The organism is Ercella succinigenes, assembly GCF_900002895.1.
Window position 1 is genome coordinate 20,193 of sequence record NZ_CDHP01000020.1, and the last position, 16,724, is coordinate 36,916.

A 16,724-nucleotide genomic window follows, 5' to 3' on the forward strand; every position below is an offset into this window, starting at 1 on the left:
TTATTTCTTAACCAGCCATTCAGCAATTTTCGCAATTGCCGAAGCTGTTTCTTTCATTATCTCTTGTGTTTCTTTGGTACTAAGACTTATCCTGATACTACCTGTAAGATCATCTGCTGAAACCTGCATAGCTTTAAGTACAGCACTTTCACCTCTTTTTTTTGACGAACAGGCAGAACCGGTAGAAACAAAAATATCTTGATTTTCAAGAGCATGCAGCAAAGTTTCACCTCTTAATCCTTTTACCGAAAGATTAACAATCGAAGGAAGCGCTCCTGCAGGCGATATGAGGTTAAAAGCTACATTTTTTTCAGATAATTGCTCCAGCAAAACTTTTTTCAGATCTGCAATATACTTGTTCTTTTCCTCTATTTTGTCAAAAGCTCTTTCTGCAGCCAAAGCCATTGTCATGATAAGAGGTACATTTTCGGTTCCTGATCTAAGATTAGCCTGTTGACCTCCACCGTGAATAATCGGAGCAATTTTGATTCCACGTTTATGTATCAGCCAGCCGATTCCTCTTGGAGAACCAAATTTATGTCCACTTCCAGAAAAAAAGTCAACTCCCAGATTTGAAAATTGCCAGTTTATTTTACCAGCTGCCTGAACACCATCAATATGAATGAGACAATCCGGCTGAATTTTATTCTTTATTCTCACAATTTCATCAATCGGATTTACAGCTCCTGTTTCATTATTAACATAGATCAGACTTATCAAAGCACAAGGCCTTTGCAAAGCCTGCTCAAAAGCTTCAAGATCTATAATGCCTTCAGTCGTAACTGGTATGGTTTCAACTTCATAACCATGTCCTGACAGCCATTTGCAGCATGAAACAACAGCGGAATGTTCAGCCGCACTTATAAGCACTCTTTTGCCAGCTCTTGGATTTGCTTCAAGTCCACCTTTAATTGCTGTATTTATAGATTCTGTCCCCCCGGAGGTAATTAGAATTTCTTCCGGCAGACAGCCAAACAAGCTACTAAGGCGATTGATAGCTTTGGCCTGAGCTTTTTTAGCATCATAGCCTAAGCTATGAGCAGAAGCAGGATTTGCAGGGAAATTTTTCATACATTTTGAAAAATATTCTATTATTTCTGCATCAGGTATCATTGTTGCTGTATGGTCAAGATAAATCATCAGCTTCTACCCTGATCAAAATTTACAGCGACCAGATCAGGTCTAAATACCGTTTCTATCACTTCACAGGCATGACCGCTGCGTGAAGTCAGAGTACTAGTCATAGATATAACAGGTGATCTGCGTGATATATCAAGCATTCTTGCCTCTAACTCAGAAGATGCTCTGACTACCATACGAAGACTACCTTTTTGCGGAAGATATGCATATTTATTAGCTACAATATCAATCATTTGTTTGCCATTTTCAAGATCCCTGGAAAGTTCTGGAAACATTACAACAGGAACCAAAGACCGGCAGCAGCCTAAAACATGGTCTTTTGCTCTCAATGACCAATCTATCTGCCAGTAGCCGGTATTAACAGATGCATCTGTCGAGTTAAAAAGTTTATTTATATCCTCTGCTGAATTAATACTTTTTATACTGTCGATGCGAATATCATCAAGGTTTTTAATCATAAGAAATGAACAGGTAAAAGCATTGAATTTTTGTAGCTCAAAACGTTCTGGTTCGGCAGCTACAAAAGTTCCTCTTCCCTTTACAATAACAAGAGTTCCCTCAGCAACAAGCTCAGAAACCGCCTGTCTGACAGTTGGTCTGCTTAGGTCTAGTTCATCACATAATACAAGCTCTGAAGGAATTCTGGTTCCCGGAGCATACTCACCAAGCTTAATTCTTTCAAGCAAAATTTCTTTTAGCTGGGCATAAAGAGGTACGCTACTATGCTTATCAAGTCTCATAATTAACCTCCGATTGATTAATAGTTCACAAAGCCAAGTCATCAAAGAGGACAGGGGGATTTATTCCCCTATCCTCTCGTGAACTCATGCTGTCTTTACATCATAGCATGATAGCATTATTTATATGAAATTTAAAGAATTATAGCAAATTTTAGTTTATATTTAGCAGATAAACATATTTTTTGAATATAAACTTTTAAAACCCTCTGTAATAATCTTTTGTTTCTCCAGGAAGATCAACAGAACTTATCAAACTTAGATCAGCAACATTATTTGCCTGAACTCTGGCCTGAGAAACTGTATAAACAGCATCCCCTATTCTAACGCCACGATTTACAGCTTCCGGACCATAAGCATAATAGTCATAATCAGGGTTAGCAGCACCTGACATTGTCCAGTCTCCCATACCAGCAATGTGAGATATGCTGCCTTTTACTGTAAGCTGATCATTTAATGTCTCAAATAGCAATAATCCCTGGAAACCTGTAATGCCATATGAGAAACGCTCATTTGATGAACTTGGTCGGCTTAAGGATACGGGGAATCCGAATAATTGATTAGCCGTATCAGACATCAGAACCTTATGCTGATACATGATTTCACTCCATGAACCACGCTCACCTAATATCAGACTGTCTATTTCTATCGGATTAGTAATAGTTGTTATATCAAACAAGGAAATTTTTAAACCGTCTTCATAAGCATTATCACCATCAACTGTGACATCATAACCAAACCCAAGCATTCTTGTTTCAGATATTGGATGTAAATATGAGCTGTAGCCAGGAAGCTTTAGTTCGCTCATAACTTTTGGCTGAGAAGGATCTGATAAATCAATACCAAAGAGAGGATCTGTCGTTCTGAAAGTAACCATCCAGACTATGTCTCCCATAAATCTTGCTGATTTAATTGTTTCACCACGAGCAAGGTCAGTTACCTCTCCAACAACATTAAGACTCTGATCAAGTACATAAAGATTATTTCCAGAAGTATTCTCACCCTCTGCCCACATTTCTCCTGTTGTCGTAGCAATTCTCAAATACCCATTATGCTCATCCATACTAAATTGATTAAGCATATAACCTGGAACTGTTCCTGTACCAGATTCAGAAATGCTGCCACCAGATAAATTAAACCTATAAATATCGGTATAAGTTTCTGATGGAGCCCAGTAAATATCCGGCATTGGCAAAAGATCGCTTGATGCTGAATTACCATTAGAAACGGAGGTATCATCATCTTCAGCTATATTATTTTCTGGCCAGACATATCTGCTGCCACTAATATAAAGTGAATTTCTCGAAGCATAAACTGTGCCTGATGATCCAAGCAGTGAAACTACATTAGCATCTTTTTGAGGTTGACTTAGATCTATCCCTGACAAAACCAACTGATTTGTCATATCACCTTCCGGCAGTATAGCAACATCCTGAGCAGCAACTACTTCCCAGTCATCCGAACCTTGCTGACTTATTGAAGGTAAAATCATTTCAGGTGCAATACGTTCTGATTCCATCAGGTTATAAATCGAATACTGATATTCCTGACTAACAATATAGACAGCTCGGTCAATCATTCTCGAACTGATATATCCACCTTCCTGTCCAAAAGTTCTCTGCAGAGAAGGCGCTGCCGGATTTGCAATATCATATATATATACCGAAGTATATGATCTTTGATTAATAATCGGATCAATCCAGATATCATAATCAATATCAGGTGCAATACCAATCTCAGATCTTTCTGCTTCTATCTGTTCTTTTTCCAATTCACTTAAACTGCTGTCTGATCCTTCACCTTCATATGGCATGACGGCATCTGAACCGTCAACAAATCCACCATCATCATAATCTGGCGCGATATCATCATCATGATCATAACTAGGTGTTACTCTTTTATAAGAATAACTATTAGTAATAACTATCAATTGATTATTTGCAGAATCAAGATACATTTCTGCCGGACTTTCGCCGCGAGTTACATCTTCAATCTCTTCACTTTCAACCCATTTTAAGGTTGCAACAATATTCATATTTGCAGGCTGCTGAACCTCTATAATATTTACCATATTATTGGCCATTACATAAAGATAACGGCCATCTGTTTTAATAACATCTGCCTCATCTACGCCCTCAACCTGTATATTTGTATCAGTAAAGCTAGACCCGGTTCCGGCATCATCACCTGCAACAGAATCACTGGCTCCTTCCTGCTCCATAACAACAACAGATCCATCTTTTCCAATATTCTGCAAACGACTGTTTTTTAAAGCCTGCTCAATAATATCATCAATGAGAGCATCATAATCTGAACTATTATTTTTGATCAAATCATTATTGGTAGCATCAGTATTAGAATCAGTTTTTTTACCTTCTTGTTCATTACAACCTGTCATTGCAATTCCCAACAGCATAAACACTGAAACAATCAAAGCAACAAACCTCAATCTTCTAGATGAACTGTAAATTTTATCATTCGTCTTCATAGGAATCCTCCGTTCTAAAATCAAATTTTGCTTAATCTTAGTTTACAAACAATTATCTCAAGAATAAAAATGGTGCTTATATTTTCGATCTTACTTGTTTGACGAATAATAAACTGAAAATGTTCCATTATTGATTATTTCTCTAGCATGTTTTTTCGCATATTATCAAGAACAACCGTCAAAAGTCTGGAAATATATTATTCCCAGACTTTGACAAACTTTTAATATGTTTTTATCAGACCTTCAGATCACTGCTGACATTAAGATAATCTTTTTCTTTTTCCAGAATCGGGTTTACGTAGTTTTCAATAAACTCTGTAACCTGTTCAGGGCATCTGCCGATATAACTGGCAGCATCAAGCAGATTTTCTAAAGAGTTAAGATCAAGGTTAAAGGCTGGATCAGCAGCAATCCTCTCAAGGAGATCATTTTCTTTGCCTTCCATTTTTACTTTTGCCCCGGCAGCCATACTATGCTGCCTGATCTTCTCATGCAGATCCTGTCTATCGCCACCGGCTTTAACTGCAGCCATCAAAATATTTTCTGTTGCCATAAAGGGAAGTTCTGCATTTAGTCTTTTTTCTATGACTTTGGGATAAACAACCATACCACCTGCAACATTTAGATATAGTGTAAGCACTGCATCTGTTGCCAAAAATGCTTCTGGTACTGAAATACGCTTATTAGCTGAATCATCTAAAGTTCTTTCAAACCACTGGCTTGAGCTTGTCATAGCAGCATTCTGAGCATCAGCAATTATATAACGTGCAAGCGAAGCTATACGCTCACTGCGCATCGGATTACGCTTATATGCCATTGCAGATGACCCTATCTGACCAGACTCAAAAGGTTCTTCAACCTCTTTTAAATGCTGCAACAGGCGCATATCATTACTGAATTTATAAGCAGATTGGGCAATGCTGGAAAGAACATTTAGAACTCTTGAATCAAGCTTGCGTGAATATGTTTGTCCCGAAACAGGATATACGCCAGAAAAGCCCATTTTTTTTGCAATCAACTCATCAAGTTTTTTAACTTTATCATGATCACCATCAAAAAGACTAAGGAAGCTGGCCTGTGTTCCTGTGGTACCTTTACTTCCCAGAAGTTTTAAAGAACCTGCTACAAAATCAAGCTCTTCCAAATCAAGCAGCAATTCCTGAATCCATAGCGTTGCTCTTTTACCAACAGTAACAAGCTGTGCCGGTTGGAAATGTGTAAAACCCAATGTAGGTAATTCCTTATATTTGGCAGCAAAGTCAGATAATCTTGCAATTACAGCTATGAGTTGTTTTCTGATTAGTCCCAAAGCCTCTGACATCAGAATCAAGTCTGTATTATCACCTACATAACAGGAAGTAGCCCCCAGATGAATAATTCCTTTTGCCTTGGGACATTGTTCACCGTAAGCATGCACATGTGCCATAACATCATGACGTACAAGAGCCTCTTCTCTAGCTGCAACATCATAATTTATATTATCCTGACTGACACGCAGCTCTGCAATCTGTTCATCCGTAACAGGCAGACCTAATTCCTTTTCTGCCTCAGCCAGTGCAATCCATAATCTGCGCCAGGTTCTGAATTTACGGTCAGGAGAAAAAAGCTCCTGCATCTGCAAACTTGCATAACGACTTCCTAAAGGACTCTCATAACGATCTTTCATTTTTTGCCCGGCAATAAACTCCCACGTATTACCATGTTTATTGCCTTGCCTCCCTTCAAAATTTCAGATAAATAATATTTTAATTATAACATGTTAAAACAAGAACATCATTTACAAGATTACTTAAACAACTCTCAATATATTTTCAAGACTGCTTTTAACAGCACATCAGAGACAGCATAATGACCGGGAGGAAATTCCCCTCGGTCATTTTATTAATTCAGATAAACATTCCAGCCTGCCAGATCTTTGATCTTATGGCATAACCTAAATCAAGCCGTTATGATTAAAGTCCTTCTTTTATCTTTTGTAATGTGGCCAGTTTAATACAAATACTGAAAACTTCAATTGCCTGACTTAATTCATCAAGCGGCGGGAAAGAAGGTGCCAGTCTTATATTGCTGTTTTGTGGATCCTTACCATATGGATAAGTGTTCCCTGCAGGCGTTAAGGCAACACCACATTCATTTGCCAGTCTGACGACTTCCGATGCAGTACCTTCAGTAACATATACGCTGATAAAATAACCACCTTCTGGTTTAACCCAGTGACATTCTGGACAATCAGCCAGATTTTCTTCCATAAGCTTAAGAACCATCTCAAACTTAGGTCTCAAAATAGCGGCATGTTTTTCCATCAAATCATGCACACCGGCAGCACTTTTTAGAAATTTGACATGACGCAGCTGATTAAGTTTATCAGGCCCTATGGTCTGAGCACTCATATGTTTTCTGCTCCAATCAAGATTAGCTTTGCTGGAAGCGATACATGCCATACCGGCACCGGCAAAAGTTATTTTAGAGGTTGAAGCAAACTGTATTACACGATCAGGATTACCTGATTGTTCACAAAGAGAAATCATCTCAGGAATTGAGTTTCTCTTTTCTGGATACAGATGATGTACACTGTAGGCATTGTCCAAGAAAATTCTGAAATCATTAGCTGCAGTTTTCATTTTTGCCAGACGATTACATGTTTCTTCTGAATACACAATTCCATCCGGGTTACTGTAAACTGGCACAGACCACATTCCCTTAATCAAAGAGTCTTCGGCAACCAATTTCTCAACAATATCCATATCAGGACCTGATTCAGTCATTGGCACGGCTATCATCTCAATGCCTAAAGACTGAGTAACTGTAAAATGACGATCATAACCAGGTGACGGGCAAAGAAATTTCACCGTACCCTGTGCCGACCAGGATTTGTCTGAACCTGGAAACGGAAAGAGTAAAGCACGCACAGCAGTATCGTACATAAGGTTAAGACTGGAATTACCGGCAACCATGATATTATCAACAGCTGTTCCCAGCATGTCGGCAAAAATTTTCCTTGCTTCCGGTATACCATCAAGTCCACCGTAATTACGGCAATCTGTTCCATCCGCTGCTAAATATTCACTTTCAGAAAGACAACTATTTAGAGCTGCTGAAAGATCAAGCTGCTCATCACATGGTTTTCCTCTGGTCATATTCAGTTTGAGATTTCTGGCTTTATAAGCCTCGTATTGGGCTTTTAGATCATTAATTTGTTTATTAATTTCTTCAACATTCATTTTCTGTTTTGACAGCATGACGTATCCCCCTTGCATAATCGTGAGCCAATTGTATACATTATAGCGGAATCATATCATATGTACAAGAAAAAAATAAACCTAATTTACTTTATTTTATAGGCTTTCTACTGGCACAATGTCAACAGAAACAATTTCTCCTTTGCTGTTTAGCAAAACAGAAGCTGCAAGAATTGATATTTCGCTATTCATAATTCCCTTGTTTGATATATAAATCGAAACTGTTTTTCTTATTTTTAGCGGTTTGACAAAAAAGATATATCTAACTGACGAGAAACCAACAATATTTTATTTAGAATACACAAACACTATTTTTTAGGACTCAATACACTTGTACAACTCTATATCTATAATAATGATTATAAAACGTCGACATAGATTCATCTTTTCGGTTACTTGTGTGGGCACAATATCTAGCCTCTCCATTTACCACTGTAATAATTACTGAATGACTATAGTTTCCAATAAAATGCTTTCCTTGCAACAAAAAACCCCTGTTAAGATAGGGTGTCATTGTTGATCCATTAATTGTCGAGAAAGTACTATAATGCGGAGCTAAATAATTATATAATTCTAAAACTCTGATAAATGATGTTGATATACTATACCCAAATGTGGAATTATTCTGAAAGTAAAACCATCTAGTTGGTGTATTTACTATACCATTAGCTGTTTGATCAGATGATGTAAATGTCCTATACAGTCCACCATTAGACAAAGCTTGTGATGCAAAATTTGTACAGTCATTATTTATATCAAACCATAAATAATAGGGATTTCTTGAAAGAGCCCAAGTTCTTGCATATGTTTGAATGGAATATCCATTTAAATCTGGCCAAGGTGAAGATCTATTTAGGTTCATTTCATAAGCAAACGTTCTTATTATACTCAAGATATCAGTGCTTGCAAAATCTTGAATTATATCTTCAAGACAAATTTCTTTGATTGTTTTGTTGGGATATTGATCGCCAATCGATAAATTTCTGTAACAATCTATTTTTCTTTCACGATAATCATTATAAACACACATATACAGATAGATTTGGCCAATCAATGGATCACTTTTAGCGCTGTAAGCAATTCCCAATTCGTCATTTGATAAACATTAAACCAGCATTATTAATACAGATACAAAAAGCATAAAATAATTATATTTATTCATATTTGTTTCCTTTCTAGCATTTAGATGCATTTCAAAATTTTACTATGGTTTCTCTGTGATTTCTACAACCAACCAATTTTCATTAATTTTTTCAATTTTCCAGCAACTTAAAACCTCCATTGATCCACTAACAACTGTTTCAGTATCGTCATAACGAAACACAGAATACATGATCCACATGGTTCCTCTATTTTGATTAACTTGAGCTGTGATTAAATCTAAGTCTACTTTAATAGACACAATGCCATCTGTGTCATTATATGGAAAGTAGTACCTCTTTAGTGCCCCAACATTTAAGTATGCGTCTTCAATTCTCCCAGTATAACTGAATACTTTTTCAGCAGTTTGTAGAATAGGTTGAACAATTGCTTTATCATGATCGCTCATTTCATGCGCTATTGTTGCGTATAATGATGGTCCGAAAAAGCTTTCATAATTTTCATGTTTTTCGTAAGTATAATTCGACTCTGGCGACATGGGATTTGTAATCAGACTAAATCCTAACAAAAAAATGATTCCTGTAATAATAAGGATCGCACTTAGTGTCAGTGGTTTTTGATTCAATATATGATGTATTCTTGATTTTACTTTGTTATCTACAAACGATAATTTCCCTTCTATCATTTTTGTACGATACAGGGATACTCGAAATAATGATTCGCTATAGTTTATTTTTGTACTTTTGCTTTGATTCTTCAATGCGATTTCATCACAACTCATCTCCATATCACTACTCATTAGATAATAAGCTACCCACACCAATGGATTAAACCAATGAATAGATAAAACAGCACAGATTAAAGCTTTAACAATATGATCTAGTCTTCGAATGTGAACCTTTTCGTGTTGTATAATGTTTAATTTATCTACTTCTGATAATCCTACAGGTAGAATCACTCTTGGTTTAATTAAGCCAAAAACAAAAGGTGTTGAGACAACATCCGTTTCATAAATTCCATCACTTATTTTTGTGGCATCTGACAATCTTCTCTTAGTATACAAATAAGTAATCGTGTTGTATAAGAATATTGAAACAACACCTATTATCCAAACAAAAGTGGCTGTATAATAGATCCAAAATCCATTTTTTATTGCTTCATAAAGATCAGGCAGTAATTGAGATAACAAATTATTCGATTGCAGAAGATTATTTTTAGCCAAAGTCAATTTTCTTATTTGACTTTGAGAGAAAAAATATATAATTTCATTTAACGACGTATTGCCAACTTTAAGAAAATTAAATACACTTAACCTCGAAGTAAATGAAATAGGAATAGTCAGGCGAAAAAAAACAAAAAACCACATGGCATACATAAAAATCTTTGGAATTTTTTTAAAGACTTTACGCGATATAACCACAAATATCATAACAATAGTTGCAGTCATACTCATATTGAGCACAGCTAGAAATATACGAATTATATTATCCATTTATTTACTTTCCTTATGCAAATCAATTAACGATTTGATTTGTTCGGCTTCGTCACTAGAAAGTTTTCTGCCATTTAAGTAAGTAGCAATGAATTGAGGTAGTTTATCATCAAAACGATCATTAACAACACTCTGACTTGTATTTTTTTGAACCTGCTCTTTTGAAACCAAAGATGTAACAATTGTCAACTCATTTTGCAATATCCCCCGAGTGCACAACTTCTTAAGTACAGTATACATAGTTGTTCTTTTCCATCCGAGTTCCTCTCCACAAATTTTTGCCAGTTTAGGAGACGCTATTGGTTCATTTTTCCATACAATACATGCAAATCGATATTCAGCATTAGTCAAATCAAAATTATCCATTTTCCTCATTCCGCTTTTCAATCAGAATACAGTCTATACTTATAGACTGTATTCTACGTAAATAGACTGGGCTTGTCAAGAGAACATATAATCTATATTCATAAAAATTTTCTAACACTATGTTTCACAATAATTTACTTTATTTTATAGGCTTTCTACTGGCACAATGTCAACAGAAACAATTTCTCCTTTGCTGTTTAGCAAAACAGAAGCTGCAAGAATTGATATTTCGCTATTCATAATTCCCTTGTTTGATATATAAATCGAAACTGTTTTTCTTATTTTCCTGAGCTTAGATTGATTTATGCTGTCAAGCGGGCTGCCAAAGCTGCTATTTTGCTGTCTGGCTCTTACCTCAACAAAATAGACAATTTCATTTTTTGCTGCCACTATATCTATTTCACCTATACCAGCAACTACAAAATTGCGATCAAGAATAGTACATCCTCGCTTGATCAGAAATTGACAGATCGCAGATTCAGCCATTTTACCGCGTCTTTTTCGTTCAGAATCCTGCACAACCATTTCAATCAACCTTTATTAATAGTTTGTAAGTCGTAAAATCAGCTTTTCTGCAAACTCAAAATAATTAAAGCTTTTTATCGGCTAAATTTTTCAAAAATGAAAGTCGGTGGATTGGACAAGGTCCATATTTCAAAAGAGCTTCATAATGTGCCTTTGTACCATAGCCTTTATGTTTTGCAAATCCATATTCTGGATAAATCTTGTCATACTCCAGCATCAATCTATCACGCTGTACTTTTGCCAACACAGAAGCTGCAGCAATTGAAATAGATCTGGCATCTCCTTTGATAAGTGAATCAGCCGGAATATTACAGTCCTCAAGCTTAACCGCATCTATCAGTAAAAAATCAGGAGATACACTTAATCCGGCAACTGACAAGCTCATTGCTTTCTTAGTTGCCTGCAAAATATTTATCTTATCTATTTCATCGGCATCGATCAAACATATTTTCCAGGCTTTTGATTTTTCTTTGATCTGATCGAACAGAAATTCTCTTTTTTTCTCAGATAATTTTTTTGAATCATTAAGACCATATATAGGCTTAGCATGATCTAATATGCATGCCGCCGCAGCAACAGGACCTGCCAGAGGTCCTCGCCCGGCTTCATCAAGCCCTGCAATAGCATGATAACCTTTTGCCAAATACAACTTTTCAAATTCCTGCATGATTTCATAGTTCTCGATTTCTTTTAATTGTCTTGCTGTTTTCATGATTTCCCCGGCCTTTCAAGTGTAATACGTCCTATTCTGCCACCACGCAGATCATCAAGAAACAGATTGGAAAACCTTGTTAAGTCAGCTCTGCCGCCAGATAATAAACAGCCTCTTTTACGTGCGGCATTTTCCAGCAAAACATCAAGAGCCAAAAGCTCATCATTGTCATCAGTTATTGTTTCCAGCTTATATCTTGTCATAATAAGATTAGGATAATCCTTGCTCAGTCCAAGGAAACTAAGAGCAGCCACTTCTTCTATTGGTAAAATCTCATCCTTGATTGCTCCTGTAGCAGCAAGATTGATCTTATAGCTGTCTTTTCCCAATCTTGGCCAAAGCACACCAGGCGTATCCATAAGTTCCATTTCAGAACCTGATCTTGTCCAGTTTATATGTCTTGTAACGCCAGGGCGATCACCTACAATAGCAGCTTTACGACCACTTAGGCTGTTTATCAAAGTTGATTTACCTGTATTTGGAATACCTACAACCATAACCCTTATCGGTCTTATAAGTCTTCCCTTTTCTTTCGCTTTGTCTATTTTATGTTTATTCATTGCAATGATCTGTTTTCTTAAAGGCTCAAGACTTTTTCTATTAATACTTTCACAAGCCATTGCCTGTAATCCATTGGCAGAATAATGATCTATCCACTGTTTTGTAATAGCAGGATCAGCAAGATCAGCTTTGCTTAAAACTAGGATGCGAGGTTTTTGCCCCAAAAGACTGTCAAGTTCTGGATTACGACTACTCTCAGGAATACGTGCATCGCATGTTTCTACGACCATATCGACCATTTTTAACTGATCTTTCATCAGGCGTAGTGTTTTAGCCATATGTCCCGGGAACCAGTTTATATCCATTTCTTTTACCTCACATATTTATCTTGTACGTATTTTAATTTCTGCAATTATTTTATTGATAATTTTTGGGTTCTTAAAATGTCAGTATCTCATTATAACAAATCTTACCATAACAAAAGAGACCCTTTTCAGGGTCTCTTCGTACAATCTGATTTTATTATTTTCTTGTTGTAGGCAACTTTTCTTTAACTTTGGCTGCTTTACCAACACGATCACGCAGATAATAAAGTTTTGCTCTTCTTACTTTACCCTTACGTACGATCTCGATCTTTTCGATCTTGGGTGAATGGACTGGCAGTATACGTTCCACACCTACACCATAAGACAAACGTCTTACTGTAATAGTTTCGGAAAGACCTCCGCCTTTACGTGCGATTACAGTTCCTTCGAAAATCTGAACACGTTCACGATTTCCTTCTTTAATTTTCAGATGAACTTTAACATAATCACCGATACTTACTTCTGAGTAAGTATTTTTCATTTGCTGCTGTTCAATAGCTTTTACTAAGTCCATATTGCGTTCCTCCTCTCCTCTCAGGCGTTCATGCACGCAATTGCAGCGGACCACCCATAATCAAACATCGGAATTATAACAAAGTTTTCATATATAAGCAAGTACTATTTCGAATTGTGTTGTTAATCAGTGATAATGTCATGGTATAACTCATCACGGAAAATGTCATGGTATAATTCCTTAAAAAACAATGGCTTTTTATATGTCGTCAGATGCCTGCTCTTGCTTAACTATATCAATTAGTTCCTGCCAATCCTGCCTTGCCATGGAATTACGGGCAAAAAGGTCAGGTCTTTTCTTCATCGTCTCACGTAAAGACTGCAGATACTGCCATTTTTGTATTTTGGCTTGATGTCCAGAAAGCAGTATTTCAGGCACTTTTTTATTATGCCATTTGGCAGGTCTTGTATAATGAGGTTGTTCAAGCAGACCTTGCATATGCGATTCTTGCAAATAGGCTTGTTCATCAGGCAAAACCCCTGGCAAAAGTCGAGAAACTGCATCCATGACAACACAGGCTGCCAATTCTCCACCAGTTAAAACGAAATCGCCTAAAGAAATTTCCTCATCCACGATTTCGTCAAGAACCCTTTGATCTACGCCTTCATAATGACCGCAAAGCATAATAACATGATCATATTCAGATAGTTCGACCGCTTTTGACTGACCAAAAACTTTACCCTTTGGAGAAAAATAAATTGTTTTAGTCTTTTCCTGATTCTTTTTTGAATCAGCATTAGCTCCAGAAAAATTAGCAGCTTGTTCCCATGCTTTAAAAACAGGTTCTGGCATCATCAGCATACCTTTTCCGCCGCCAAAAAGATAATCATCTACTTTACCATATTTATTTACAGCAAAATCTCTTATCTGAATCAGATTTAACTCAAACAGATCATTCTGTAAAGCCCGGCCTGTAATGCTTGTCTGCATAGTTTGTTTTATCATTTCCGGGAAAAGAGTTAAAACACTGAATTTCATACGCTAATACCCTCTGAAAGTTACCTCAGAAGACATCATTCCTGTCCTCTGTAGATTTCATATAAGCCTGCCGGCAGCTCAACATCTATTCTTCTATTATCAATATCTACTTTTTGTACTATTGTTTTTAAAACAGGTATCAAAAGGTCTTTTTCAGATTTATTTTTGACAATATAAACATCATGTGCTGATTGTTGAATTATTTCTGATAAAACACCAAGCAGTCCATGTTCCTGATCATAAATCTCACAACCGATAAGATCACATATAAACCAAGTATCTTCAGGTAATTTGACAGCATGCTCACGATCTACACTGACAAACATTCCTTTTATTTTTTCTACTGAATCTCTATCTTCATAGCCCTCAAGCTTTAGTAAAACCAGATCATTAATAAACCGAACACCTATTGTTAAAGCAGGTGTTCGGTTTTTTTCATCCTGAGACACAATATAACAATCTTTAAGTGTTTTAAACCTTGTTATATCATCTGTAAGCGGATGTACTTTTACCTCGCCACGAAGACCATGAGGTGCACCAATTCTGCCAACATGCAAAATTTCCCTCATTTTAAATCTCCCTCGCCATACAGGCATTGCAAAAATTTGGATTACCCAATAATATCAACTATTACCCTCTTACCTGTAAGAGCAGCTTTGGCCTTCATAATAGAACGGATTGCCTGAGCACGGCGACCCTGCTTGCCAATAACTTTTCCCATATCTTCTTGGGCAACACGCAATTCAAGCACAACGGTATAGCCTTGATCAATCTGGGTAATTGAAACAGCATCTGCATCGCTTACCAGGGGGCGAACGATGGTGTTGAGCAATTCCTTCATGTGAAAATCCTCCAAAATTAGGACAGTACACCTGTTTTCTTCAAAATAGTTTTAACAGTATCTGTCGGCTGTGCGCCATTTGACAACCATTTACGGGCTGCTTCCTCATCAATTTTTACTTCTGATGGTTCTACCATAGGATTATAGGTACCGATTTCTTCAATAAAACGGCCATCACGTGGGAAACGTGAATCTGCTACAACCACACGATAGAAAGGTTTTTTCTTAGCGCCTGCACGCTTGAGACGAATTTTAACTGCCATAATACATTCCTCCAAAATTGTTTTCTTTTTTTGCTTTATTTATATCAAAGGCAAATCTTTGTTGTGTTACGAGTATATTATTCAATATACATCAGAAAGGAAATTTCCCTTTTCCGAATCCCATGCCACGGCCTTTACGCTTACCTTTGGATAAACCACTAAACTGTTTCATCATTTTCTGAGTTTCTTCAAACTGTTTGATTAATTTATTTACTTCCTGTACAGTCGTGCCTGAACCTGCAGCTATTCTTTTTCTTCTACTGGCATTCAATATATTCGGATTCCGTCTTTCCTTAATTGTCATCGATCTTATTATTGCAGCAGGACGCTCCATAGCATTATCATCAACCTCGTCTACCGGCAAATTTTTACCGCCCATGCCTGGAATCATGCCCATAATATCTTTGAGAGAACCCATCTTCTTGACTTGTTCCATCTGATCAAGCATATCTTCCAAAGTAAACTGATTTTTTTTCAAACGCTCATAAGCATCCTGAGCTTTTTTCTCATCGAGATTCTGGCTTGCCTTCTCAATCAGACTGAGAACATCTCCCATACCAAGAATTCTTGAAGCCATACGGTCAGGATAGAAAGTTTCAATATCCTCAACCTTCTCACCTACACAAATGAGTTTAATAGGCTTGCCTGTCATTCTTCGTATAGATAAAGCAGCACCACCACGAGCGTCACCGTCAAGTTTAGTCATGATAAAACCATCAAGACCTATTTCCTTATCAAAAGCAAGAGCAACATTTACAGCTTCCTGTCCTATCATGGCATCTACAACAAGTAATTTCTCTGTAGGTTTAACAGTTTCTCCAATCAAACGAAGCTCTGTCATCATTTGTTCATCAATTGTCATACGGCCTGCAGTATCAACAATAAGAGTATCACATAGCATATACCTTGCACGTTCAATCGCTTCTTTAGCAATTATATCTGCAGCCTTCTCTTCAGGTTTGATAAAGCATTCAACACCTATCTGCCCAGCAAGTATTTCCAGCTGTCTTGCAGCAGCAGGACGATGCACGTCAACTGACGTAACCATTGGTTTTTTGCCCTGTTTTTTTAGCATTAGAGCCAGTTTAGCAGCAGTTGTTGTTTTACCGGCACCCTGTAAACCATACAGCATCAACACAGTAAAACCCGAAGGTGCCACAGATATTTTACCACTGGTCTGTCCGAGAATATCTATCAGTGATTCATGAACAATCTTGACAACCTGCTGTCCTGGAGTAAGACTCTCCATGACCTCAACGCCCTTGCTTTGTTCAGTGATTTCTTTTATCAAGTCTTTTACTACCTGATAATGAACATCAGCTTCAAGCAAAGCTAATCTGATTTCACGCATCATATCTTTAAGATCCTGCTCCGTCACACGTGATTTACCACGCATTCTGGCAGTTATTTCTGTAAGTTTACTTGACAAGCCATCAAAAATAGCCATTGCATCCTCCTGCAA

17 protein-coding genes are annotated in these 16,724 nt (G+C 37.0%); all 17 read right to left on the bottom strand.

What is annotated here, in order from left to right:
• The gene (locus AC0KSB_RS05410) at positions 1-1,140 is read right to left on the bottom strand and encodes a cysteine desulfurase family protein (RefSeq protein ID WP_472307197.1); all 1,140 of its coding nucleotides are present in this window, start codon (positions 1,138-1,140) and stop codon (positions 1-3) included.
• A complete protein-coding gene (locus AC0KSB_RS05415; protein WP_472307198.1) occupies positions 1,140-1,880 on the bottom strand; it encodes a GntR family transcriptional regulator in 741 nt (246 codons plus the stop codon). The genes AC0KSB_RS05410 and AC0KSB_RS05415 overlap by 1 nt, the downstream gene beginning before the upstream one ends.
• A gap of 196 nt (positions 1,881-2,076) precedes the next feature.
• Complete coding sequence (locus AC0KSB_RS05420) at positions 2,077-4,365, bottom strand: beta-propeller domain-containing protein (RefSeq protein WP_472307199.1); 2,289 nt, start codon at positions 4,363-4,365, stop codon at positions 2,077-2,079.
• Positions 4,366-4,600: 235 nt separating this feature from the next.
• The gene (gene purB, locus AC0KSB_RS05425) at positions 4,601-6,031 is read right to left on the bottom strand and encodes an adenylosuccinate lyase (protein ID WP_472307200.1); all 1,431 of its coding nucleotides are present in this window, start codon (positions 6,029-6,031) and stop codon (positions 4,601-4,603) included.
• A gap of 286 nt (positions 6,032-6,317) precedes the next feature.
• Positions 6,318-7,604, bottom strand: a complete 1,287-nt coding sequence (locus tag AC0KSB_RS05430) for an aspartate aminotransferase type Ic (protein ID WP_472307201.1) — start codon at positions 7,602-7,604, stop codon at positions 6,318-6,320.
• Positions 7,605-7,926: 322 nt separating this feature from the next.
• A complete protein-coding gene (locus AC0KSB_RS05435) occupies positions 7,927-8,691 on the bottom strand; it encodes an amidase domain-containing protein (protein WP_472307202.1) in 765 nt (254 codons plus the stop codon).
• Between the two features lie 117 nt (positions 8,692-8,808).
• Entirely contained in the window at positions 8,809-10,197 is a 1,389-nt protein-coding gene (locus AC0KSB_RS05440) for a M56 family metallopeptidase (protein WP_472307203.1), read from the bottom strand.
• A complete protein-coding gene (locus AC0KSB_RS05445) occupies positions 10,198-10,563 on the bottom strand; it encodes a BlaI/MecI/CopY family transcriptional regulator (protein WP_472307204.1) in 366 nt (121 codons plus the stop codon).
• Positions 10,564-10,707: 144 nt separating this feature from the next.
• Positions 10,708-11,088 carry a YraN family protein gene (locus tag AC0KSB_RS05450; protein WP_472307205.1) on the bottom strand — a complete coding sequence of 127 codons (381 nt, stop codon included), beginning with the start codon at positions 11,086-11,088 and terminating at the stop codon, positions 10,708-10,710.
• 64 nt (positions 11,089-11,152) lie between these two features.
• A complete protein-coding gene (locus AC0KSB_RS05455) occupies positions 11,153-11,800 on the bottom strand; it encodes a ribonuclease HII (protein ID WP_472307206.1) in 648 nt (215 codons plus the stop codon).
• Entirely contained in the window at positions 11,797-12,666 is an 870-nt protein-coding gene (gene ylqF / locus AC0KSB_RS05460) for a ribosome biogenesis GTPase YlqF (protein ID WP_472307207.1), read from the bottom strand. The genes AC0KSB_RS05455 and ylqF overlap by 4 nt, the downstream gene beginning before the upstream one ends.
• 157 nt (positions 12,667-12,823) lie before the next feature.
• Positions 12,824-13,180, bottom strand: coding sequence for a 50S ribosomal protein L19 (rplS, locus tag AC0KSB_RS05465; protein ID WP_472307208.1), 357 nt, complete (start codon positions 13,178-13,180; stop codon positions 12,824-12,826).
• A 198-nt stretch (positions 13,181-13,378) separates the two neighbouring features.
• Positions 13,379-14,158 (bottom strand): tRNA (guanosine(37)-N1)-methyltransferase TrmD, encoded by a 780-nt coding sequence (gene trmD, locus AC0KSB_RS05470; protein ID WP_472307209.1) that lies wholly within the window; start codon positions 14,156-14,158, stop codon positions 13,379-13,381.
• 35 nt (positions 14,159-14,193) lie between these two features.
• Entirely contained in the window at positions 14,194-14,727 is a 534-nt protein-coding gene (gene rimM, locus AC0KSB_RS05475) for a ribosome maturation factor RimM (RefSeq protein WP_472307210.1), read from the bottom strand.
• Between the two features lie 41 nt (positions 14,728-14,768).
• The gene (locus tag AC0KSB_RS05480) at positions 14,769-14,999 is read right to left on the bottom strand and encodes a KH domain-containing protein (RefSeq protein WP_472307211.1); all 231 of its coding nucleotides are present in this window, start codon (positions 14,997-14,999) and stop codon (positions 14,769-14,771) included.
• 17 nt (positions 15,000-15,016) lie between these two features.
• Positions 15,017-15,262: a 30S ribosomal protein S16 gene (gene rpsP, locus AC0KSB_RS05485; protein ID WP_472307212.1), complete on the bottom strand. Its 246-nt coding sequence runs from the start codon at positions 15,260-15,262 to the stop codon at positions 15,017-15,019.
• A gap of 91 nt (positions 15,263-15,353) precedes the next feature.
• Positions 15,354-16,709, bottom strand: a complete 1,356-nt coding sequence (gene ffh, locus AC0KSB_RS05490; RefSeq protein ID WP_472307213.1) for a signal recognition particle protein — start codon at positions 16,707-16,709, stop codon at positions 15,354-15,356.
• Positions 16,710-16,724 lie beyond the last annotated feature (15 nt).